Annotated in this window: 21 protein-coding genes and 1 riboswitch; of the genes, 8 read left to right on the top strand and 13 right to left on the bottom strand. The window is 40.5% G+C overall.

What is annotated here, in order from left to right; all coding sequences use genetic code 11:
- Positions 1-4: 4 nt before the first annotated feature.
- Positions 5-1678 (bottom strand): ShlB/FhaC/HecB family hemolysin secretion/activation protein, encoded by a 1674-nt coding sequence (locus SATMO3_RS06350; RefSeq protein ID WP_371379072.1) that lies wholly within the window; start codon positions 1676-1678, stop codon positions 5-7.
- 166 nt (positions 1679-1844) lie between these two features.
- Positions 1845-1929: riboswitch (cyclic di-GMP riboswitch) on the bottom strand.
- A 564-nt stretch (positions 1930-2493) separates the two neighbouring features.
- On the opposite strand from SATMO3_RS06350, the gene SATMO3_RS06345 reads away from it, so the two are divergent.
- The 6 genes from SATMO3_RS06345 (at position 2494) to istB (ending at position 8448) form a co-directional block, all read left to right on the top strand.
- The gene (locus SATMO3_RS06345) at positions 2494-2889 is read left to right on the top strand and encodes a PadR family transcriptional regulator (protein ID WP_371379068.1); all 396 of its coding nucleotides are present in this window, start codon (positions 2494-2496) and stop codon (positions 2887-2889) included.
- 15 nt (positions 2890-2904) lie between these two features.
- Positions 2905-3456: a hypothetical protein gene (locus SATMO3_RS06340; protein ID WP_371379065.1), complete on the top strand. Its 552-nt coding sequence runs from the start codon at positions 2905-2907 to the stop codon at positions 3454-3456.
- A gap of 401 nt (positions 3457-3857) precedes the next feature.
- Positions 3858-4259: a MerR family transcriptional regulator gene (locus SATMO3_RS06335; RefSeq protein WP_371379061.1), complete on the top strand. Its 402-nt coding sequence runs from the start codon at positions 3858-3860 to the stop codon at positions 4257-4259.
- Positions 4260-4324: 65 nt separating this feature from the next.
- The gene (locus SATMO3_RS06330; protein WP_371379059.1) at positions 4325-5530 is read left to right on the top strand and encodes an MFS transporter; all 1206 of its coding nucleotides are present in this window, start codon (positions 4325-4327) and stop codon (positions 5528-5530) included.
- A gap of 675 nt (positions 5531-6205) precedes the next feature.
- Positions 6206-7714: an IS21 family transposase gene (istA, locus tag SATMO3_RS06325; protein WP_371371065.1), complete on the top strand. Its 1509-nt coding sequence runs from the start codon at positions 6206-6208 to the stop codon at positions 7712-7714.
- The gene (istB, locus tag SATMO3_RS06320) at positions 7711-8448 is read left to right on the top strand and encodes an IS21-like element helper ATPase IstB (protein ID WP_371371064.1); all 738 of its coding nucleotides are present in this window, start codon (positions 7711-7713) and stop codon (positions 8446-8448) included. Before istA ends, istB begins: the two co-directional genes overlap by 4 nt.
- Before the next feature lie 104 nt (positions 8449-8552).
- Here the strand turns inward: istB and SATMO3_RS06315 are convergent, their stop codons facing one another.
- From SATMO3_RS06315 to SATMO3_RS06270, 10 genes are all read right to left on the bottom strand, one after another.
- Entirely contained in the window at positions 8553-9842 is a 1290-nt protein-coding gene (locus SATMO3_RS06315; RefSeq protein WP_371379057.1) for an SLC13 family permease, read from the bottom strand.
- Between the two features lie 65 nt (positions 9843-9907).
- Entirely contained in the window at positions 9908-10792 is an 885-nt protein-coding gene (locus SATMO3_RS06310; protein ID WP_371379055.1) for a methyl-accepting chemotaxis protein, read from the bottom strand.
- A gap of 59 nt (positions 10793-10851) precedes the next feature.
- Positions 10852-12015 carry a 2-methylaconitate cis-trans isomerase PrpF family protein gene (locus tag SATMO3_RS06305; RefSeq protein ID WP_371379052.1) on the bottom strand — a complete coding sequence of 388 codons (1164 nt, stop codon included), beginning with the start codon at positions 12013-12015 and terminating at the stop codon, positions 10852-10854.
- A 91-nt stretch (positions 12016-12106) separates the two neighbouring features.
- On the bottom strand, positions 12107-12964 hold the full coding sequence (locus SATMO3_RS06300; protein WP_371379049.1) for an oxaloacetate decarboxylase: 858 nt from the start codon (positions 12962-12964) through the stop codon (positions 12107-12109).
- Between the two features lie 81 nt (positions 12965-13045).
- Positions 13046-13660 carry a 3-isopropylmalate dehydratase small subunit gene (gene leuD / locus SATMO3_RS06295; protein WP_371379046.1) on the bottom strand — a complete coding sequence of 205 codons (615 nt, stop codon included), beginning with the start codon at positions 13658-13660 and terminating at the stop codon, positions 13046-13048.
- Positions 13661-13681: 21 nt separating this feature from the next.
- The gene (locus SATMO3_RS06290) at positions 13682-15091 is read right to left on the bottom strand and encodes a 3-isopropylmalate dehydratase large subunit (RefSeq protein WP_371379043.1); all 1410 of its coding nucleotides are present in this window, start codon (positions 15089-15091) and stop codon (positions 13682-13684) included.
- Between the two features lie 643 nt (positions 15092-15734).
- Positions 15735-16373 carry a TetR/AcrR family transcriptional regulator gene (locus SATMO3_RS06285; RefSeq protein ID WP_371379040.1) on the bottom strand — a complete coding sequence of 213 codons (639 nt, stop codon included), beginning with the start codon at positions 16371-16373 and terminating at the stop codon, positions 15735-15737.
- Positions 16374-16731: 358 nt separating this feature from the next.
- Complete coding sequence (locus tag SATMO3_RS06280) at positions 16732-16875, bottom strand: hypothetical protein (protein ID WP_371379037.1); 144 nt, start codon at positions 16873-16875, stop codon at positions 16732-16734.
- Positions 16876-17277: 402 nt separating this feature from the next.
- On the bottom strand, positions 17278-17826 hold the full coding sequence (locus SATMO3_RS06275; RefSeq protein WP_371379034.1) for a hypothetical protein: 549 nt from the start codon (positions 17824-17826) through the stop codon (positions 17278-17280).
- A 208-nt stretch (positions 17827-18034) separates the two neighbouring features.
- Positions 18035-18523 carry a hypothetical protein gene (locus SATMO3_RS06270; RefSeq protein ID WP_371379031.1) on the bottom strand — a complete coding sequence of 163 codons (489 nt, stop codon included), beginning with the start codon at positions 18521-18523 and terminating at the stop codon, positions 18035-18037.
- A 630-nt stretch (positions 18524-19153) separates the two neighbouring features.
- On the opposite strand from SATMO3_RS06270, the gene SATMO3_RS06265 reads away from it, so the two are divergent.
- On the top strand, positions 19154-19444 hold the full coding sequence (locus tag SATMO3_RS06265) for a transposase (RefSeq protein WP_371372588.1): 291 nt from the start codon (positions 19154-19156) through the stop codon (positions 19442-19444).
- On the top strand, positions 19420-20319 hold the full coding sequence (locus SATMO3_RS06260) for an IS3 family transposase (protein WP_371381674.1): 900 nt from the start codon (positions 19420-19422) through the stop codon (positions 20317-20319). The genes SATMO3_RS06265 and SATMO3_RS06260 overlap by 25 nt, the downstream gene beginning before the upstream one ends.
- Before the next feature lie 370 nt (positions 20320-20689).
- Here SATMO3_RS06260 and SATMO3_RS06255 read toward each other — a convergent pair whose 3' ends face one another.
- On the bottom strand, positions 20690-21091 hold the full coding sequence (locus tag SATMO3_RS06255; RefSeq protein WP_371379029.1) for a hypothetical protein: 402 nt from the start codon (positions 21089-21091) through the stop codon (positions 20690-20692).
- 150 nt (positions 21092-21241) lie between these two features.
- On the bottom strand, positions 21242-22279 hold the full coding sequence (locus tag SATMO3_RS06250; protein WP_371379026.1) for a hypothetical protein: 1038 nt from the start codon (positions 22277-22279) through the stop codon (positions 21242-21244).
- Between the last annotated feature and the right edge of the window lie 287 nt (positions 22280-22566).

Raw genomic sequence — 22566 nt, 5'->3', positions numbered from 1 at the left:
CTCCTTAGAAATAGGTTACACCCTGCAGCCAAAACCGACCGTTTTTGTCGGTGTCGGACTGAGCGACATTATTGCCGATTTTCCAAGCGTAGTTGGCTTTTACCAGGTAATGACCGGGAAGGCCCCACAGCACGCCCAGTCCAGCTCCCGACAGAGACCGCCGGTTGTCGCTGTCGGTTGAATCTTTTTCAATATGGGATACACCGGTGTCGTAAAAACCGATGAGTTGGAGCATTTGTTTGGATTGTTTGAGCGGAATGTTCCAGTGCAGTTCGCCATTAAAAAGCCAGGCCTCGTCTCCCGAAGCTTCGTCGGCCGGATAGGCTCTTACGCCATTGGCGCCGCCTAAGGAAAATCGTTCGGAAGAATCAAGATTGGTAGATGCCCACTGTCCGCTAAAGGAGGTTTGCAAAAACAAACGGTTATTTATGGTCTGTTGTCGCAGTAAGCTGTAAACGGTTTTATTCCAGTGGCCAGTAGGCGGCAGACCGGAATTGGATCGGGCCGAAAGATTACCGTTATACCATTGAAGGGAATAGGCAGTAACGCCGCCGCCCCACAAGTTGTCGCGACTGTCGCCGTTTACGCCAAGACTGAAGGCATGGGATGATTTATCTGTTACGCTGCCAATGGTGTCAATCTGGTCGCGGAAGTTTTTATGATCATACCCCAGCTGCAAATTCAAATTGTCAGTGCGCGACCGGACCGCTGCCCAGGTCAGGTCAGCATACTTGCTGTAAGCAGTACCATGGGCATCTAGGAAATCATAGTCTTCACCCAGCCAGTACCGTATTTTAGAATAGCCAATATTGAGACTCAGGCTTTCCGCCACAGGCAGTCGATAACTGGCTCCTGTCAGGGAAATGTCATTATCAGCCCAGGTTGTGCTTAGGTTTAACTCATCTCCTCCATGAACCAGGTTGTCCACTTGATAGTTGACTGCACTTTGCACTTTGCCGATAAAGCGGTTGCCCCAGTTGTTGATAGCGACACTGCCATGAACATTGCCTTTTTTCTCGGTGGTTTCCACAATACAGTCAGCCACTCCGGGATTCTTACCCGGTGAAAGTGTCAGCTTGGCGCTTACTCCGGCCAAGTCACCGGTCAGCAGCACGGCGCGCTCCAAATCTTTGTTGTTGATGTAGTCGCCGGGTCGCAACGCCTCCAACTGCCGCCGGATTGCCTGATCACTGGCCAAGCTATGGTTTTTTAAAAGAATATCGCCATAGCGGCCCACTACCACAACGATTTCCAAGCGGCCCTGATCAATATCCTGGGCTGGCAGATAGGCTTGCGCGACCAGATAACCATGCGCTTTGAAATATTGCGTAATCTTCGTTGTGACCTGATTTAGCTGGGTGAATGTCAGCTGCTGATGAAGCTGGTCCTGGTAGAGGGGTAATAGTTCCTCTGCTGTAAAGATGTCCTGGCCAGTAATAACGATCTCTTCTACCTGGACTTTAAGGCCTTGGTCTGTCAACGGCGGTCTTAGCGGCTGCTCTTTGACTGTCAGATTGGGCCGTTCTTCGTTTGGCAGATTGCGTTCGGTAATCTGTGCATTACGCAATGCGTTACCGGCGTCTGGAAAACCTGCTGCCGGTGCAGCTAGGCCTGTTGAGGTTAGACTGATCAACACCGCAGCCGCCAGCAACTTTGCAGATAGATGTTTACGTTTCATGTTCTGAGCCACATTTAACCCTTCCCTTTTTCTCATTTTTCCCGGCTTTGTCTAAGCACTACTTTTATTCAGGATATTGGAAGACTACTTCGTATTACCTGCGCATGCTAATCACCCTTTACTTATATGTTGATATAAAAATAGCCAAGCCGCACAGTAATATAACTAGTGCGGCTTGGCTATCATAGACGAACGTCCTTAGACCCATAGCTTTGCGTCCCTACCTTTCGGCAGGTTTGCCCAATACCTTTATATATTTTTTGATAGTACCTTTTATATAATTTCTCCGAGCTAATAACAACTGTTTTTTATACCACTTTAATATTTATACCATAAATCGCCAAATTCCTGCAGAACTATTTAAAAATTGCTAATTTTTTTACTTTTTTTATGATCAAACATTTCTTTGTTCACAAGTTTAAGCCTATAAGCCAATTTCATTAAAAATATTAGGTAAATCTACTAAAAACAAAAAACGCCGGATTACCGAGATAACCGACGAAGTATTATTATATGCTATTGGAAAAACACGGGGACCATGGACAGAACTCCTGACCACTACTTGGGAATGCGAATTCCGCTAGAATCAGATCTCCTTTACTCCAGGTAAAAACAATGTATTTCCGTTTCTATTATGCACTGTGGCCGGATTAGCGAGTTTACTTTTTCTAAGCCAACCCGGTTCGGCACAATGCTTAAAAATGCAAGCATTAATATAATATCAGCAATTTTTTATATTTTTTAATAGACTTAAACAACTATATGTGCTAGTCTATTAATGTAAAATTTTTACTTTAAAAAGGAGTATTTCCCAAATGCTTACATTCAAGATGGAAAAAAAGTTTAGTGATTGTCCCTGTACTGGAGCTAATCTTGAAAAATTTATCCATCCGGCAATTCTTACTCTTTTAGTGGATAATAAATTACACGGCTATAATATATTGCAAAGACTGCAAGAAACCTATATGTTTCAGGACAAAAAGCCTGACCCGGCTGGAGTTTACCGGTGTTTGAAAAAGATGGAACAAGGTGGATATGTCACTGCTGTCTGGGATGTATCAGATGCGGGCCCAGCAAAAAAATTGTATACTATAACAACTGATGGTCTGGAGTGCCTTAAAACTTGGCTACATACATTAACTAACTACCATAATTCGCTAGGTTTATTTTTATCTTTCGCACAAAAGACCGTCTTACACCGTCAAGGTTGAGGAAGGAAGAGAAATATGTTATCACGCATACATTCACAGACCGATGTCTTGAAGAACGGGAAAATCATGATGTTAGTCGATGGTGATCCAGGCTGTTATATATTAACTGATTTAAAATACACAGAACATGCATTAAAGGAAGTGCTTGTGTGTACTTATAAAACCATTCAAGAAATCACCGCCGCCAAAAACAACTTCAGTCTCGATGCCTATGTCAATATGCTTGTATCATTGACTAATAACCTTAAAATTATTACAGAATCACTTCTTGCACTCAAAACCAAATCGTCAAAACCAGACATGCAATGCAGCACTTCTTCTGAAGCTTTAGCAAAAATAAAGCAATCTGCCTGGGAAGACAAAAGAAAAGTATTAAACCAAATTGAAAAAATTTGCGATGTATATGGACTAAAGATGATTAATGACTCTGATCATATGTCTAAAATTTTTTTACCTATCAAACATGAGTGGTATTGCGAATATCCAGAATTAGAAAAAATCATGGATGAATATGTCGCTTACAGATTCTGCGAATTAGTGTTTCCCGATTCCACCGCCAGTAAATAGGCGGTATTTTTCTGGTGACCCACGTAGAAATCGAACCTACAACCTACAGATGTCATCTAAGGACATTTCGAGCGTCTTCAGTGGTTTACATGGCTGTTTGAAGCCTGCTCCTACAAACCGGCTTCCAAGGACCTACCTTCATCCAAAATACAGCAAAGTACTGATTTAGTACTTTCTTAGCACAACGTCCCTAGAGTCCTCTTAATGCTATTACTCATTTGGTAATCAGAATCACTATTATCTTTTTTTCAAGTAATAGAATTCAAACACCTTCGGCATGCTATTCATTGCAAAATTGAGTATGTTCTACCGACTATTACTACAAGAAGTAAATAGTTGACATCTGCACAATCGCGAGCTATCATAATATTACGTTAACGTTAAATGCACAAGGGGATTATATGGTGCGTTATAAAATAGGCGAAATAGCCAAACTAACTAATCTAACGACCCGAACAATTCGATATTACGAAGAGCTTGGATTGTTGGGTGCCAGAGAAAGCAGATTAAATGGGCAAACGCGATATTTTGACAACGAGGATATTGAACGTCTAAAAAAAATTCAGATGTTGAAAGATTTAGGACTTTCCTTGGAGGAAATTGGGCAGGTCATTGAGTTATACTTTACCGACGGTCAAATCTTAGAGGGAAAACGTCAGGTCATTCAAATATTGAGGAACCATATTCAGGCCGCCGAGGGAAAAATTGAGGAGCTAAATGAGTTCAAAAGGGAATGTGAAAATAATATTTTAAGACTTGAAGCGATCATTGCCAAGTCTAACTATGAAAAAATTGATGCGTAGCGCACACGTCTTTTTTTTGTGTAAAATCTTACGTTTACGTAAAGATTAAATTTGGAGGAATAAAAATGGATCAAATAAAAGAGAAAAATTTTGAAAAACCAAAATTAAGCCAATTCTTGATTCTTTTGATGTCAATAACCAGCGCAATTTCTGCAGCAAATTTATATTACGCTCAACCTTTGCTATCCAATCTTTCGACCTATTTTCATGTCTCATCGACCGTTATCGGAATCTCGGCAATGATTATTCAGATTGGTTTCGCAATTGGATTGATTTTTATTGTCCCGTTGGGCGACATGGTAAACCAGCGTTCATTAATTATCATTATGCTAATCTGTTCGATGGTAGCATTACTGGAACTTTCGTTTGCCACAAATATTATATGGTTCACAATCGGTTCTTTATTTGTTGGAATCACTTCTATTGCACAAATGGTGCTTGTAACATTAGCAGCGCATTTGGCAAATCCCGCTTCCAGAGGTCGCGTAATTGGTGCTGTAATGACCGGATTGTTAATTGGGATGCAACTGTCACGTACTTTTAGTGGAATTATCGGAACATATTATGGCTGGCAAGTGGTATACCAGATTGCTTCTATAATGATAGGAATATTAATTATCATTTTCTATTTTTGCCTACCCCAGTCCTCTCCTGATACAAGTATGAGTTATGGGAAATTGATTTCATCTTTGGGTAGTATACTGCGAAATCAACCTATATTAAGAAGTTCTTCTTTGATTGGCGCGACAATGTTTGCATCTTTCAGCGCTTTCTGGACGACACTTTCCTTTTTGTTGGAATCTCCTATGTATAATTTAGGAGCGCAAGCGGCGGGAATGCTTGCCCTTATTGGTGTAGTAGGTGCTTTAGCCGCCTCTATAGCAGGGCGAGTTGTTGACAAAAAAGGGTATTATTTCACGTTAACAATAGGAATCAGTCTTTCTATGGCAGGCTTCATATGCTTCTGGATGTTGGGATATCAGATGTGGGGACTTATTTGCGGAATTATTCTGCTAAGTTTAGGTATCCAAACCGCTCAAATATCCAATCAGGCAAATATTAATACACTTGATGCCGTTTTTCGTAGTCGAAACAATGGTATTTATATGGCTTTTTATTTTATAGGTGGTGCGATAGGTTCCTTTTTGGGATCATATTTTTGGGGACTGTCCGGTTGGGCGGGAGTTTGCATTCTTGGAATTGGTTTTCAAATTATCGCGGCAGTAACGCACTTTCTCAGAAATAAACATACTATTATAGCCCCAGACTAACAAGTCTCCATAATTAAGCTCAATCTTCATAAAGATAATTTTACCCTCGAAGAAAAGAAGACGGCTCTACGGGCAATTAAAAACGTGTTATCGTTGAGCGAGTCGATAGCACTCGCGACCGTGGAAGTTGACCTGAAATCAATGTTCATCTAAAATTGAAGTAACCCCAGTTCAATTTGAACTGGGGTTTTTTTTAAGTATAGTAAATGTCAAATCGATCCAGAATACTTAGCACGCCTTTCATGACTCCATATAAAGTAAGTTCTGCTGTATGAATGAGATCACACACAATCGAATTGTATTTAGGCTTACATATATAGTCGATTTTTTACGGTAAGAATATCAGTACTGGAGCATCACAAATATTGGTGACGGCAATGGACGTTGAGTGTTCTTGCATCAAGACATCTCTAGCATCATTGCGAAAGGTTTCACTGAGCCCCGAATACAGCATGCAAACCAATCTAATACGCATAGTTTAGCCAGTGTTAGCGGCTTAGATCTTCATATTTCAGATCCACTACAAAATTGTAAATGGTAAACTAAAATACAGAGTTTTAAGCCAGTAGAACTACAAACTTTCTCGCCACAAAGCACACAGTTTTTCGCCAATAACTACACAGTTTCCAGTCAGCTGATACAATAGAAGCACGCTGAGTATGGAGGCTGCTAGAAATGAAGGGATATTCTGTGTATAGCAAAATACATCAACTAAAAGAACGCGGATTCCGAAAAGATACCGTGGCGAAAAGTCTTGGCATCAACTGGAGAACAGTGGACCGCTACTGGAATATGACGGTGGATGAGTATGAATCTAATGTCGCCACGGTCTGCAAGGTCAGGCTGCTAGACGATTACCAGGACACAATCATCAGCTGGCTACGGGATTATCCTACGCTTAGCGCAGCACAGGTTTGTGATTGGTTAAAAGAACACTACAGCGCGACCTTTAGCGAACGAACGGTCTCTCGGTATGTAAAGAACCTGCGGAATGAGTATGATCTGCGCAAAGCACTCAATCAACGAGATTATGCAGCTGTTCCTGAATTGCCAATGGGGCAGCAATTGCAAGTAGACTTTGGCGAGAAGTGGCTGAAAAATGTAGACGGTGGCCGCATCAAGGTCTATGCTGCAGCTTTTGTTCTGGCACATTCCCGTTTTAAATATGCCGAATTACAGAGCCGCCCCTACACCGCTTCGGATTTGGTGCGAGTATGTCACCAATGCTTCAGGTATATGGGCGGAATGCCGCAAGAGATGGTTTTTGACCAGGATAGTATCGTTTGCGTGGCAGAAAATGCCGGTGATATCATACATACTTATGAATTTGAAAAACTTCGGCAGGAGTGCAAACTGAGTATTTATATGTGCCGTGGTGCTGACCCTGAAAGCAAGGGGAAGGTGGAAAGCACCGTGAAATATGTGAAAGGCAATTTTCTGGAAAACCGGCTTTACGTGGATGATGATATTCTAAACAGCAGCTGCCTGGATTGGTTGGAGCGTACCGCAAACGCAAAAATTCACGGAACAACAAAGCGTGTGCCTGCCGAAGTATTTGCCGAAGAACGGGAATACTTACGGCCGCTGGTCGATTGCGCAGAAAATAACGGCGCTCACCTATGTAGAACTGTCCGCAAGGACAATACCGTTATTTATGACAGCAACCGTTATTCCGTTCCACTTGGCACTTACAATGCGCAAAAAGAGGTTTGTATTGTGCCCAAAGATGGCATTTTATACATTCAGACTGTATTTGGCGATCGCATTTGCCAACATCGCATTTCCAACGGTCGGGGTCTGCTCATCCAAAGCAGAAGCCACCAGCGCGACAGAACCAGCTCTCTGAACCAGATGCAGGTTGCACTGGGTACGCTTCTTCTTGCCAAGGCGGATGACTTTCTCCAAACGATCCGTACAGAGAAATCCCGGTATGCCAGAGATCAATTTAAGCTGATCCATACGCTCTGCGACCAATATGCTGTAGACGCTGTCCTGGAAGCTGTAGGTTTTTGCCAGTACAGTAACCTTTACAGCGCGAATTACATAAAAGACTATCTGGAACACAATGCCTTTAAACAACCCCAGCCGCCAGAGTTGCCCCTTCCGATGAGCAATGCAAAGTATCATGTGACAACGCAAAAGCGCTCGCTTGATGTCTATGCCAAGGAAAGTGGTGACCGATGATGATGCGGCCAATTGACCGGGTAACTGGACTACTTTCTGATTTACGCATGACTCCCGTGGATTTTGAAGCACTTTTTGCAGGTAAAAATTCACTAACACCCGTGGAGAGTGTAGAACTGTTTTTACTGGAACAGCAACGGCTTCGAGTACAAAAACAGAATCTGCTACGCCGCCGCAGAGCAAGCCTGCCTGCTGAGAAAACCATGGATTCTTTTGATTTCGGTTTTCAACGCAGTGTTTCCAAGGAACAGATGTTGCGGCTAAGTGATATGACGTGGGTTGAACAAGCATACAATGTTTGCTTGTTGGGGCCTCCCGGCGTTGGTAAAACCCATCTTGCTTTGTCCCTGGCGGTGAAGGGGCTGAACTTGGGTTATGCAGTGGCGTTTGAAACCTTGGATACCCTTATGAAGATTCTAAAAACGTCCGAAATTTCCAGAGCCAGCAAACGTCGACTCAGATATTTAAGTAAGGCTGCTCTGGTGATTGTTGACGAAGTTGGGTTTATGCCACTCTCCCCGGCAGAGGCTAATTTATTCTTTAGCTTTGTGTCTTCTATGGCCGAGCGTACTTCGATGATTATTACATCAAACAAAGGGTTCGACGAGTGGGCTGAGTTCCTTGGCGATGCAACGATTACAACAGCCATTCTTGACCGCCTAATCCACCACTGCGAGATTATCAATATGACTGGTGACAGTTATCGCTTAAAGCACCGCAAAAGTATTACTTGAAAAACTCTGCACTTTGTGGCGGAAAACTCTGCATTTTGATTGACTGCTTACAAAAATGGTACAACCGTTTTATTTCTTCCATCAGAACACCTTTTACTGAAATATTAGTGGATAAAAATACCCAGATAGGTCAAAACAAGGCCCAGCAAAAGATTAAGCGGTGGAAAAACAAAGAGTAAAATAGGCAGATACTTTTTGCGCATTTCGTCATTCGGCATACTGGCCATAATCAAAGCTCCTCCAGATGAAAATGGTGAGACCCCGCAAGCAAATATGGCTATTGTTATGAGTGAATAAAGAATCGACGGCTCCAAATAGGTTATTTGCGCAAGCTGTGGGACAATTGGAAACAGCGTTGGCATGACGACACCGTATCCGCTGGAAAACAAGGTCATAGATCCGGAAATGAGCAGTGTGACTAAGGGCACTAAAGCTCCAGGCACGCTATCCCCTACCCACGCCGCCAACATTTGAATAGTCCCGGCTTTTACAGCAACCCCAATCAATGTACCCACACCACAGATTGTTGTAATAATTCCCCAAGGCACTGCACTAAAAGCCTTTTTCTCTTCTCCAGCTCTAAATAGGATAACTAGAACAGATGCTAATACCGTAACAAACCCTATGTCCACCTTCGCATTTATCATCTTTAAAAATGAATTAGGAATAACCGCATATAAAATTGCAGGTCCAATCATAACCAAAACGACGAAACCTAAAATATACAGGTTAAGTTTCTGTGCTTTTGTAAACGGCTCTGGTCGCTCAACTTCTATTTTTTTCGTCTTATGCCCTTTAAACACAAAGTATACAATCGCCAAAAGAATCGTATAGTAAATACCTATATTAAGAAACACTTGAAGAGTATACGTCGACGCTTGTTCAATAAACCCTCCATTTACAATAAGCCCTTTAATGATTACTCCGCCAACACTTGTCATAAAATTTGATCCGACAGATGCACCAAACGCTGCAGCAAGAGCTGCCAAAAGAGGATGCATTCCTGATTTTTGTGCCAATATGATTGCTAATGGAACAAGAAGAGCCAGCACCGCGTAAAGTCCTGCACCCATTGCTGAAAGGACTATTCCAAGCAAATAAATGGTAATCGGCAGAAAGTATGGATGGTTTCTACATTTATATACTACTTTCATTGATATTTTTTCTAACGTACCATCGGCGGCTGCAAAACTATAAAAAAATGTAACTGTGAAGAAAAGGAAAAATAGCTGCATTGGCCACAGCGCAATAATCTCATTTGGCTTTAATCCTATCACAAATGAACCAATAATATACGAAAATGACAACGCGAAAAAGCCAATGTTAGCTTTGGTTAAATAACCTAAGCCAATCGAGGCAAGAATTGCAATTATGATCAGCAGTGATACACTCATTTTAATTACCTCCGTCTTAATTTGGTATATCATTCTTTAAATCCTGAGAATCTCGTCCTAGCTAGCTAATCCGCTATCCCTAATCGCTTAATTCGCTCGTTTCTATCAGTAATAATGAGCATTTTTTTACCTATCTCCTGTAGCCCTTCAACCATGTAGACAATTTTCTGAGCATCTTTTGCTTGTTCCTGAGAAATGGCGTTATTGTTTTCTACGTTTTTAATTACTTGCTCAATCGAATACCGAAATTTATTGAGCATGTCTCCAATTTCAACTGCTGAACGATGACTTTCCTCCGACAAATTACGCACCTCTGAGGCTACTACAGAAAAACCCCTTCCAGCTTCACCTGCTCGAGCAGCTTCAATCGAAGCATTTAGCCCCAGAAGATTAGTTTGCTGCGATACTCTTTTGATGATATTAGTTATTTCTGATGTTGCAATAACCTCTTTGGCGATTTCTTGAGATAAAATTGTCACGGCTTGACTCGAAGCAGCAAGTTCCTTTGAAGAAGCACTTAATTGCTCTACAGCAGTAACGGCTTGTTCAATAGCATGATGTATTTCAATTACTTGTTTTTGAAGTTTTTGCTCTGCCGCTTTGTCATTCATCAGCTTATTAACCATTGCGATAGCGATTTTAACAAATAGCTTAATTTTATCTGGATCACCAGTAAATCCAAGAAATCCAATTTTTTGGGTTTCACATTGAACTACCACATAGATTCCAGGTTCAAGAGTGTCCAGTTGCTGATCTACAGCTTCATCTACTCTTAGCATTTCAGTGTTATCCGTAAGAAGTTGTAACAACTCGGAATAACCTCTCCCATCGCGACTTTTCTCCTCACCGGCGACAACACAACCATTTCTATCGTAATACATAGCATTGTAGCCAGTTAGTTTATATAGATAATCGACAAGTTTTCTTGCTCCAGCAACAGTCATTTCCATTCACGAATCAGCTCCTCAGATGCCTGGAACCCCCATTGTACTTTCTCTGCGTCTTATATTCAGTCCCGATTAAAAACTGAACTTCGAATATAGACATTGCCATCCATAATGCGTCTTGCTGTTCTGGAAATTGCCGCTCGTGTAATCTCTGTTTGTCCATCATCGTATTTAGCATCTGACTCGACTTCAATTACTCCAGCCGGATGTCCAATCCTGATTTGCTTTTTCTCTTCAGGACTGTTGGTTACTTCATATACAACAGTACCAGGTATCTTAGCAGCGCAAGCAGTACAAACAGAAGCAGTTCCAGCATATGTTTTATGGGTAATTTGCATAAACATCAAACGAGATACGAAGTCAACGGCATTCGCTTTGATGAGATTGCCTGTAGTAAAATCTGAATAATCGGCCGGTTTATTAACAAATGCAATCATTGGAAGAGCAGGACTCTCTGAAGTTGCACTATCTATACTCTTAGCCATACCGATTTTTACAGCAGCAGCACCACGTATTCTTTCCAACAAATTTAATAAATCAGAATTACCATCTATTTCTTGGGGCGTTTCTGTCCCCATAAGTCCTATGTCTTCTGCTTTGATAAAGACCATTGGATTTGCAACATCTACTATACTTACTTTGATTGCTCCACAACCGGGTACTTCTAAAATGTCTATAGGATTGGTGGTTGGTAACATTTTTTTTGTAAATGCCCCTACGGTATTCGAATAGTTCAGCATAATTTTTGCACCAGTACCAGGTACACCATCCACTTTACAATCACCAATCACTGCCGCTTTGCCATCGACGGTTGGAACATCTGCGACGATAATTTTATCAGTATTGGTATTATAAATGCGAACCTTTGTCATAGTTTCGCCTGCACGAACCAAACCTTCGTCAATTGCAAACGGGCCAATTGCGGCAGAAATGTTGCCGCAATTACCCTTATAATCGATTTTAGGCGAATTAATGCTAACTTGTCCAAATGTATAATCAACATCGGCGTCCGTCCGGCTGGACGGGCTGATTATAGCCAGCTTGCTGGTTAATGGATCCGCTCCGGCAAGACCGTCAATCTGTCTTACATCCGGACTACCAAAAATACTAAGAATTACCTTGTCACACATTTCTTTATCCCTCGGTAAGTCATTTCCCATGAGAAAAATCCCTTTGCTTGTACCTCCCCGCATTATAACGCAGCGAATTTTCTCCATTTCCTTCATAAGCTTAAACCTCCCTGTATTATCACTTCGATAATGTAGCACCAAATAACTGATCTGAATTAAATAGAATAGCAACTTGGTATGGCAAACTTTACTGAAAGCGCTTCTCCAGTTCCCGCTCTTTAGCCAAACTCGCAATCTTATTCAGATTTGCAAAATCAAGCATATGCTCAGCATATGCAGCCGTAGTATCATTGGTTTTCAAAGAATCAAGCATGTCAATGATCGCCTTCGTAGCAACCATAGCGGTCGATCCCGGATAAATAACTATCTTAAAACCCAGTGCATCAAGCTCTTCACCTTTTAAAAAAGGAGTTTTTCCACCTTCAACCATATTGGCCAGAAGCGGTTTTGAAATAGCTTTAGCTACTTTTTCCATCTCATCCCGGGATTGCGGCGCTTCAAAGAAGATTACATCAGCTCCCGCGTCGCAGTAAGCCAGCGCTCTTTCAATCGCAGAGTCAAACCCTTCAACTGCTCGCGCATCAGTCCTGGCTATCACTACAAAGTCTTCATTTCTTCTTGCATAAACCGCTGCTTTGATTTTGGATACCATTTCTGTTTTTGGAATTACTTCTTTTCCTTCCATGTGGCCACAACGTTTCGGTAATACTTGGTCTTCCAGTTGTATAGCTGCTACCCCGGCACGCTCATATTCTTCAACCATCCTGATAACATTTAATACTCCACCGTGGCCATTGTCACCATCCGCTATTACAGGAATATCTACAGCATTCGATATATTCTTTGCTTGGAGAGCCATCTCCGTCATAGTGAGCAATCCAATATCAGGTCGGCCAATTACGGTATGGCTGGTAATAGCTCCGCTCATGTAAACTGCAGGAAATCCGGCCATTTCGATTAAACGGGCTGTCCAAGGATCACCTGCACCAGGGGCTCGAATAATTCCCGGTACTTTCAGTAATTCACGTAGTTTTTTCGCTGACATCTTTACTCCTCCTAAATTTGTATTAACTAATTAAAACAAGAATCAACTTTAGTTTGCAGTATCTATGTTTTATTTTAAAAACTAAGCCTGATATACCCAAGGCCTTTGAAGCTGATCTTTAGCTTGAAACTCAACTATTAAATCAATACTTTGCAAAGTATTAGCAACATCATCGAGCCCCTCGATTAGCGAGCGTTGCCGTACTGGTTCAATGTCAAATGTGATTATTTCTCCCCTCGGTGTGGTAAGCTCAGTTTTGTATAAATCCACGGTAAATTCACCTTCCAAAGTTTGCTGAGCCAATTCTTCTACTTTATCTTTAGGTAATACAATAGGTAGCACACCTTGCTGAAAGCAGTTCTTAAAAAATATACCACCAAAACTTATTCCTATCAGACAACGAATGCCCATGCCGGCAATCGCCTCAGGAGCCATTTCTCTTGAACTACCTGATCCAAAATTCTCGCCGACGATCATTATCTGGGCACTCTTATATTCTTGTTTATTAAGAACAAATGAAGAGTCAGGTATCCCTGCATCGCCATCTCCGTTTAAAAAGCGGTATGGTTCAAACGCATACTCAGGTAAATTATCTAGATTTTTCAGGATTCTCTTCATAGGGCAAATGATGTCAGTATCGATATTAGGTAATAACCAGGGCGCCGCTACACTTTTTATTACGGTAAGCTTTTTCATCTCAGTTCCCCCGTCCGCATGCTATAGAGTTATTTGGCGTACATCCACAATTTTTCCGCCAATTGCCGCAGCTGCCGCTGTGGATGGGCTGGCAAGATGTGTTCGAGCTTTAGGGCCCTGGCGCCCAATAAAATTCCTATTGGTTGTGGATACACAACGCTTACCAGGTCCTACTTGTTCCCCATTAGCTCCGCCGCACAATGAGCAGCCGGGTTCCCCCCACAGAAATCCCGCTTCTTTAAATACCTTGTCCAGGCCCTTCATTTCCGCTTCCTTTTTAACTTTTTCAGAGCCGGAAACAATCCAAGCCTCTACATGTTCAGCGACCTTCTTACCTTGTACCAATTTGGCGACTCTTTCAAGATTGGATATTCTCCCGTTAGAACAGGATCCGATAAACACTCGATCAATTAAAAGATTTTCCATCTTTTGGCCTGGCTGAAAATCCATATATTCTAACGCTTTTATCCAGCCGTTTTGCAAATTCTCGGTAGAAGCATCCTGAGGGTCAGGAATCACTTCATCAATGCCAATTGTGTGTGACGGGGTAACTCCCCAACTAATTTGAGGCTTAAGATTTTTAATGCTGACAGTTATTTCTTTATCAAACTTCGCCCCATTGTCTGTTACCATTGATTTACAATGCTCAATTAACTTGGCGAAGTTAGCGTCTTTCGGTGCATATTCTCTATTTGTGATATATTCAAAAGTTGTGCTGTCAGGTGCGATAAAACCGTATTCGGATCCAAACTCCACCGTCAGATTACATATGGTCATGCGACCTTCCATGTCTAATTTTCGAATAGCCTCTCCCGAATATTCGACAGCATAGCCAACGCCAAAGTCCGAGCCGTGCTTTGCAATTATATGCAAAATTATATCCATCGGCTCAATTCCCGGACTCATTTCCCCTTCGATATTTACCCTCATCGTTTTCGGCTTTTTTACCACCAACGTCTGCGTTGCAAGTATATGATATAACTCGCTTGTTCCAATACCCCACGCTAGTGCTCCCATTGCACCATGTGTGCATGTATGACTATCGCCGCATACAATTGTCATTCCTGGCAAAGAAATCCCCAATTCCGGTCCAATTACATGAATGATTCCTTGTTTCGGGTCATTTAAATCAAATAGGGGTATATCATGTTTCAAACATTCTTCGCGAAAAAGAGGAATAAAAGCTTTACTGGAAAAAGTGTCGTCAAAACAGCGATTAGGTTTTGATGACACGGTATGGTCAGGAGAAGCGACTACGAGATTTTTATTGAGAGGTTTTAATCCTGCTTTCGTGAGCAATTTTAAAGCTAGCGGTCCTGATAAGTCATGCAAATAGCATCGATCAATAAACAAAAGGTAATTGTCATCACTAATTTTTTTCACCGCATGAATTTCCCAAATTTTATCAAACATTGTTTTTAACTGAGACATCTGGATTTTTCCTCCATATCATTAATGGGAATACGCTTATAACAGACTTATCACTGTTCTATAGGGGTTCCTGCTACAGCCTGACGAAACAGCTCGTAGCTGTTGAGACTTTAAACAAAGATCACCTCCTTAAGCTTATGCAACAAATTCATCGCCCCCATTCAAACTACCAAATAAACTAACAGTATACTATTAAATTCAATAAAAACGTCCACCAAGCTAATATATATAGGTTTTTATGTGGATTCATCATCTTGAAATTATTTTTTTCATTCGAATAGGTATACTTATAGTATACCTATTCGAATTTATCTGTCAATACAGAAACTTTAATTTTTAACCCTTTCATCTTTTCAGAAATCTATTGCGAAAAAATCACAGCTAGCTCTACCATTGTCCCATTCCAGCAAATTGCATAAAAAAATAGGAGCTACCTGTCTGTGTGTTTAGGATAAACAAACCATCCACATCACACAAATAGTAGCCCTATGAGCCGTTATATAATCAGGAAAACAAGTCAAATAGGAGACTGTAATCTAGGAAAAGGCCTCCAAACAATACACTGCATATCAAAACAAAAACTCTGATTGCCAAAATGAACTGAAATGAAGCCCACAAAAAATACGAGATATGACCATGCAATTCATCGACTACTTGTTTCTTCCGAGCCTAATCCAAGATCTAATAATACTAAGAATAACTCAAGTAATTTTATCTTCTTTTCTTTTTCCGTTTCCCATATTTTTAATTTCTCTTCTTTATTAACATGAATAAGAATACCTTTGTTCACTGCTGATACCATATGATTCATTAATTCTGGGGAATACCGAGCAAAGACGCCTGTAAGTTTTCGTTCCTCCATCGCTCCAATAAACTGATCAGCAATATTTTGATTCCACAAACGGATGTGCTGCATTAACTCTGGCGGTATTTCTCCCAATACTTCCTCGTTATTAATCATCCAAAAGAGTCTCACGAATTTTTCATTTGCATGAGAAAATTCGAAAAGGTGTCGAGCAACCCCTTTTATAAGGGATGCAGTATCATCGGTATCTCTAATTATCCGGGCAAAATCATCATTTAGTTGCTTTAAATACCCTTCAAATACGCTGGCAAATAAAGCTGCTTTGGATGGAAAATATTTATAAACTGTTCTTTTAGTGAATTTTGCCCTAGCTGCAATTTCATCCATTGAAACATTAGCATATCCTTTTTTTGAAAATAATTCTAATGCTGCTTGCTGGATATAGAGTTTAGTAATTTCTTTATTATTCTTGGACAATATAATCCCCTTTTCTCCGCAATTGTATTGTTAAGTATACTTATAGTGTAATTATATATGAACAAATGTCAACAGCTAGCATCCGTAGCACTTTGCTGTATTTTTTCTACACAAAAAAAGTACTTGGTACTCTTTATTTCTTTGGTGACCCACCACGGAATCGAACCGTGAACCTACTGATTAAGAGTAATTAATATTGCTTCTGTTTACGTTTTGTTATGTTCGAAAACACTTGTTTTATAAGGGATTAAAGATTTCTACTCCTTAGAACATTTGTTCTTTTTTGAGCCATTTTTCGAAAATAAACGGCAAATAAACGGCAAGTTTACATAGTTGTTATGGCGCCTATTTATTGGGTTTATGGCATGTCAAAAAATCGAATAAACGGCAGATCATATTCACCGGCATCTAGATTGCATAAAGCAAATGATGCCCTCCATGTACCAGGCCGATCCTTCCCTTCGAATACCGATCCTTCTCCATGACCGCGTTTCTTAGCCATTAAAATCACTCCTTATAAAAATATACCTATAGGACAAATTGGATGAAATTGACAAAAATGCGATGAATCCAGTAACGACGCTGGTTCTACGGTTTGGACAAAATAAAAGCTTATTAAAAATAACCTTTTTAAATCTCTGGACAAATTGGACAATTTGCCAAATAAATGAGCAATCGACGGGTAGTTATCCCCGCCGATTTGTTCAAATTCGCTATTATAATAAATTCGTCCATTACTATATTTTAACTGTTCAACTTCTGCTTCTCTAAAACCTTCTGTGAAGCTCAACAAGATGCACGCTTAGTGACAACCAGGCAGAGTCTGCAATTTAATCATTAAGCGACACCTGAGTTGAAAAGAGGTCAGCGGATTTTTTACGTCCACTGACCTCTTGTTTACTTGTTAGCCTAATTCCATTAAGCCCTTTCTTATAATAAGTAGTACTCCTACGTTTCCAAGATGCTCGATTTTGAATGTCTGCTTAAATTTCTGCAAATCCAACTGCTTAGCCGCCTCATTAGAGAAATAGTTCATGTCACCTAAATTATTTTCCTCTACAACGAGGACCTCCGGCGATTCAACTACTCCATATACTTCAGCAGCACCACAGCCATAATAAGGCATGAGGCCTGATACAATATTCGTAAAGATATTGCACAGACATAATATAATTTCGTCTCTTTGATTTGTATCATAGGAATCGAGAACATCATACCTATCTACTGAAAACTTTACTTCTTTCCATTCATTATGATTTTCGATGATTGATAGTCTTGCTTCTACAGTTTTTCCGAACCAGTCCGCTCCCAAAGTTATTGAAGGAGAAAAATGACTTGCTAGATCATTAATAATGGACTCATATTCCTTATTCTCTTTAGCATAAAAAGTTCTGGAATCACCGAACATCCAAATCGGGCCGTCAACCCAGTAAGTATATTCACCTTCCCCCAAGTGATTATATTTTCACCCTATCAGGCTAAGTGAGTCTAACACAGCAGTTAGAATATCTTTATTATTCCGATCAGAAAGATAAACAAATTCTATTTTAGCAACCATACATCCACCTGCTTCACTGGCACAAATCTACCAATTTCGATAAAGATTCCTCTGTATCCGTTGAGACATTAAAGTGGCTAGAAACGTACTGAAGACGTTCCTCCTATAACACTGGGGAATCTGTTCTCTCAGAAACTTCATTTATTTCTTCAAATACAGTAATGAATAACTCTCCATCATTTTCCTCAAACACTTTTACTTTAATTGATTTATTGGGAAATCTATTCTTGAAACTCATGCCCCAAAACAGTGCTAAAATATCTCCAAGAGCCTTAATTTGAGCTTCCAACTTTCCATCATCTTGAGTATTACAATGGAAAAAATCTCTTAATTGATATAAATTCATCATTTTTTCTATGCAAGTTTTTTCTCCTTTACATTCATTTCTCCAAAGTTCATATAGTTCTTTTGAAAACTTATCTTTTAATAAAATACAACCATCTAATTCCAGGATTTCAGGATAATAGAATTTTGCAAACCCTAATGCAGTTTGCAAATCCGACTTCAGATTTACATAATTCCACCAGCTAAAATTCTGTGGATTAGCGTTTTTCCACTTAATATACTCACTAATCAACTCATCTTTGAACATATTTATTAGCTTTATTTCACCCCTTAAAAGATTTAATCAAACTTCAAATCCCCTTATCCCATTCTGACAAAGTCATTTCCGCGTTGAAAGCAACTAGTCCTCTGCCAGATGCCAGTTTTACCAGAACGTCTCTTGCTTGCTCCGGCATTATCGGAATTAAGCAAAAAGCTGTGGTTAACCTGACACTTGCATTTGAATGCTCTAATAAAGGAATTGTTTTTTTCAATTCCATACTGAGGGTTCGCTTTTAAGTCACGCCTAATGTTATTAATAATTCGATACTGCTATTTCCTGTTTTAGAGTCTCCCCGGTTAAGGGAGTCTTCTTGTTTTATGCACGCTTCTAGTATTCTTTCAAAATTTGTTCTAACGGCCGCATATCTTCTCCTTATTTAGAAAATGTCTAATGTGCCGTTGGATTCTATCAAATATTCTATTTATCCCTTGGGCCCATATCTAAGCTCCTGCCCCATCCAATCACTTACATCACACCATTTCATAATCTTTGCAGATATCCAATGTGAGTTATCTTTGCGAGATGAGTTAAGGCTCCAATCTGAATCATCTGAACCGTAATGCCTTTTGCGGACATCAAGAATGGCTGGTACAATAAAGCCAGGAGGTGTCCAACATGAAAGGTCAGCGATTTGATGCAGAGTTCAAAAAAGATATCGTGAAACTCTATCTAAGTGGAACTCGAACCTGCCCCAGTTTGGCAGCGGAACTAGGAATTCACGAAAATACGGTCTATAAATGGATTCAACAATATAAAAGTGATCCAGAACATGCTTTTCCCGGATCAGGAAATCTCAAGCCCGATGAGGATGAAATCCGTAAAGCTCAACGACGCATTAAGGAACTAGAGAGCGAAGTCGCTATTTTAAAGCAAGCAGCGGTATACTTCGCCAAAAACAGCAAATAAGATATCCGTTTATCTACCATTACCGCACCCACTATGCTGTTAGCGATTTATGCCGCATTTTAAAGGTATCCAGAAGCGGATATTACGCCTGGGTAAAAGCCGGTTGCCCGAAAGCCGGTGACCGGGATGATGTAGTAGTGGCTCATATTCGTCAGATTGAACGAGAGCATGATCACAATTACGGCGTTCAAAAGGTCTATGAAGAACTAAACGACAAAGGGATTATCATCGGGCGCAGCAAAGTACAGCGAATCATGCATGTTCATGGCATCAAAGCCCAGATCAAAAGCAAATACAAACCGCAAACCACCAAAGCAAACCCGAATGAACAAGCCTTTGACAACCTGTTAAAGCAAAACTTTGAGGTGCAAGAAATAAATAGAGTGTGGCTGGCTGACATCACCTATATCCGGGTGGGCGGCCAGTGGTGTTATTTAGCTTGTGTCTTAGATTTAGCCAGACGCAAAATAGTTGGCTGGGCTCTGGGCAGTCGCCCTACAGCAGACCTTGCTTGTAAAGCGCTTAGGATGGCCATTGTAAAAGAAAAACCTGCTGAAGGTCTCATCCATCACTCCGACAGGGGCAGTCAATACACATCGAATAAGCATAAAGACTTGCTGAAAGAACATAACATCCTTGGCAGCATGAGCCGGAAAGGCAATCCCTATGATAACGCCCCGATGGAATCCTTCTTCCGGCTTTTAAAAGTGGAGCATGTAAAAAAACGGTCCTTTGCTACGATTGGACAGGCTGCGGCCAGTATCGAGGCCTGGATCAGCTATTACAATACCCGCAGAAGGCATAGTGCCTTAGGGGGCATTTCGCCGCTATGCTACGAGATCAGAAGAAACTCGCCATTTAATCTGTCCGCGTAGGCCAATATGGTTCACATCTGCCCAGTAAAACATATCTCCATTTTTGAGCAAAGAAGCTCCAAAAATAATTGAATCGCAGTTTTCAAGACTAGGCGTAATGTTTAGTTTCGTAACTTGCTCGAATAGCATCTCAATTGCCGAAGGCTCAAAAGCTTTGCCGTTGTACCAATATCCGGACCTTACAATCAAGTTCTCCACTTACAGCCATTGATAAATCAGGGCTCACGTAATGATCTGTCCATAAATGAAGTTCTTTCAAACAAGAATCATGAAAGCGGTTAAAGACCCGCATGAGGTTCTCTATATCGTGTTCCGTTTTTACTTCCTTCCATCCGTCATTCATACCTTCACCTCAAATCCATTTTTATTTCTATAATGCCAGTATCGCCTCTGGTAAAGTACCATAGTAAGCCCAACAATAAATGTTGTCATCGTTATGAATATTACCCATTATCCAGTTATTTTCAGTTCCACTTTCTTGGACAAGACATAAACCATCAAAAGAAATAATTATTTGTGCTTCTATCCTTTCTCCATCATCAAAATAGACCGCAGTTTCTTCCGAGCTTATGAAAGTTGCATTTGGACAACCCGATAACTCTCGTATCCATTCAATCGTTGTAGGTTCAGGCTGAATAATAAGCTTCTCTCCTGACGCGATCCGTAGCTCTCGAATAGCCATATCACCCGCTTCCCAAAGCGTATCCACTATAATCACTTCTTTATTGATTCTAGACCAATAGGAACCGAAGCTAACATTCAATTCATCCACATAGTCGTCTACTTAAAAATAGTAATCTATAAAAAATATGCCATTCTGCAAACTTATACTCGCTTTATATTGTCTTGATTTAGTAAATAACTCTGTCATTTAGTCACCCTTCGGATCTACGAATATTACTAGATTCACAAGACACTTGAATCAACGGTTCAGCGATTGACACAATATCAATAACTTCCCACTCACAGCAAAAGATGTTTGTATTGCTCTATTAAATATATCTTCGCGCACTTCTCGCTTTAGTTCATACCTTGGATTGTTCAACGCATAAGAGTTAATTTGGACAGTTTTCCCCTGCCTTGATAACTTTTCGGACAATTGTACTAATTCATTTGCCGGATCATATTCGTTTTCCTGAAGCAGCATATCTCTTAAGTTGTCCACCATGTCAGATAAGGATCGATCGTGTAAAATGATTCTTCCTTTTGTTTTCTCAATATGACTCTCAAAACAATCCATATGCCAATTGACTTTCCACCCGCACCACTTCTCTTTAATTTTCATTAACAAACCAGGTGCAACATCTGCCAGCCAGTAGTCAAGTGTTCTTTCGGCAACATCTACGTGAAAACCACCTAAGGGAAATGTGGACGTCCATTCCGGTACAATTATTTCTTCATATCCGTGGGACTTGTCAATAATAGCAATCATTTTAGGGCCATAGCATAAAAAGTCTTCAATCATTCCATCCAATGGAAATACTTTTGTGCAGCCATCTACAAACTTCACGCTCATAATAAGGTTAAGCCACTCTTTTTCTTTGGGTGGAGTAAATGTAATTGATTCCGCTTCAGCTTGCTTAAGGACTTTTGATTTAGGATAGCCAACATAGCCTGCTAGATCAGCGATTCCTTCGTATGTCCATTTAACCTCCCAGCCGTTCCATGGTTGCGACAAAAGCCTCATATATACTCGCCTCAGAGGAATATCCGTTAGTAAATCTTCACCGCCATATAGTAAAAAGATCTTCTTGTCTAAATCTATAACTGCTCCACCCTCAGCCCAAACCTCGTCGAGCCATCCGATTTTATTATGAACCCTCTTCTGCATTCTTACATAGTTTAAGGCGTGCGTAGGTCCCCAAAACAGATCTTTAGTCAGTGAATTTGCACACCAATGGCTATAATAGAGTTCATATGAATTATTACTAAAAATGATCAGATTAGCTCTTTGTCCCATATATTCAATACCTCTAGGTTAAGAAATAATTTCTGTTCTCCCAGATTTTCATCTTAGTCCCGTTGGATTGCCAGCATTACTTATTTTTCCAATATTTATTTTCTTCCTAAAAATATATTTCCCTTTAAACTTTGTCATACTTAACTACTGACCAATAAAAAGGGCGGGAATATCCCGCCGACTTACGTTTCATAATATCTGATACTATTACAAGAACCTCTCTGCAGCCCTTAGAATTACACTCATTAACAAGTTGTACTATTCATTCGGTTGTGGTGGAGGCGATT

It is taken from the genome of Sporomusa aerivorans (assembly GCF_041428895.1).
GTDB lineage: Bacteria > Bacillota > Negativicutes > Sporomusales > Sporomusaceae > Sporomusa > Sporomusa aerivorans.
This window is presented reverse-complemented; position numbering and strand designations above follow the sequence as displayed.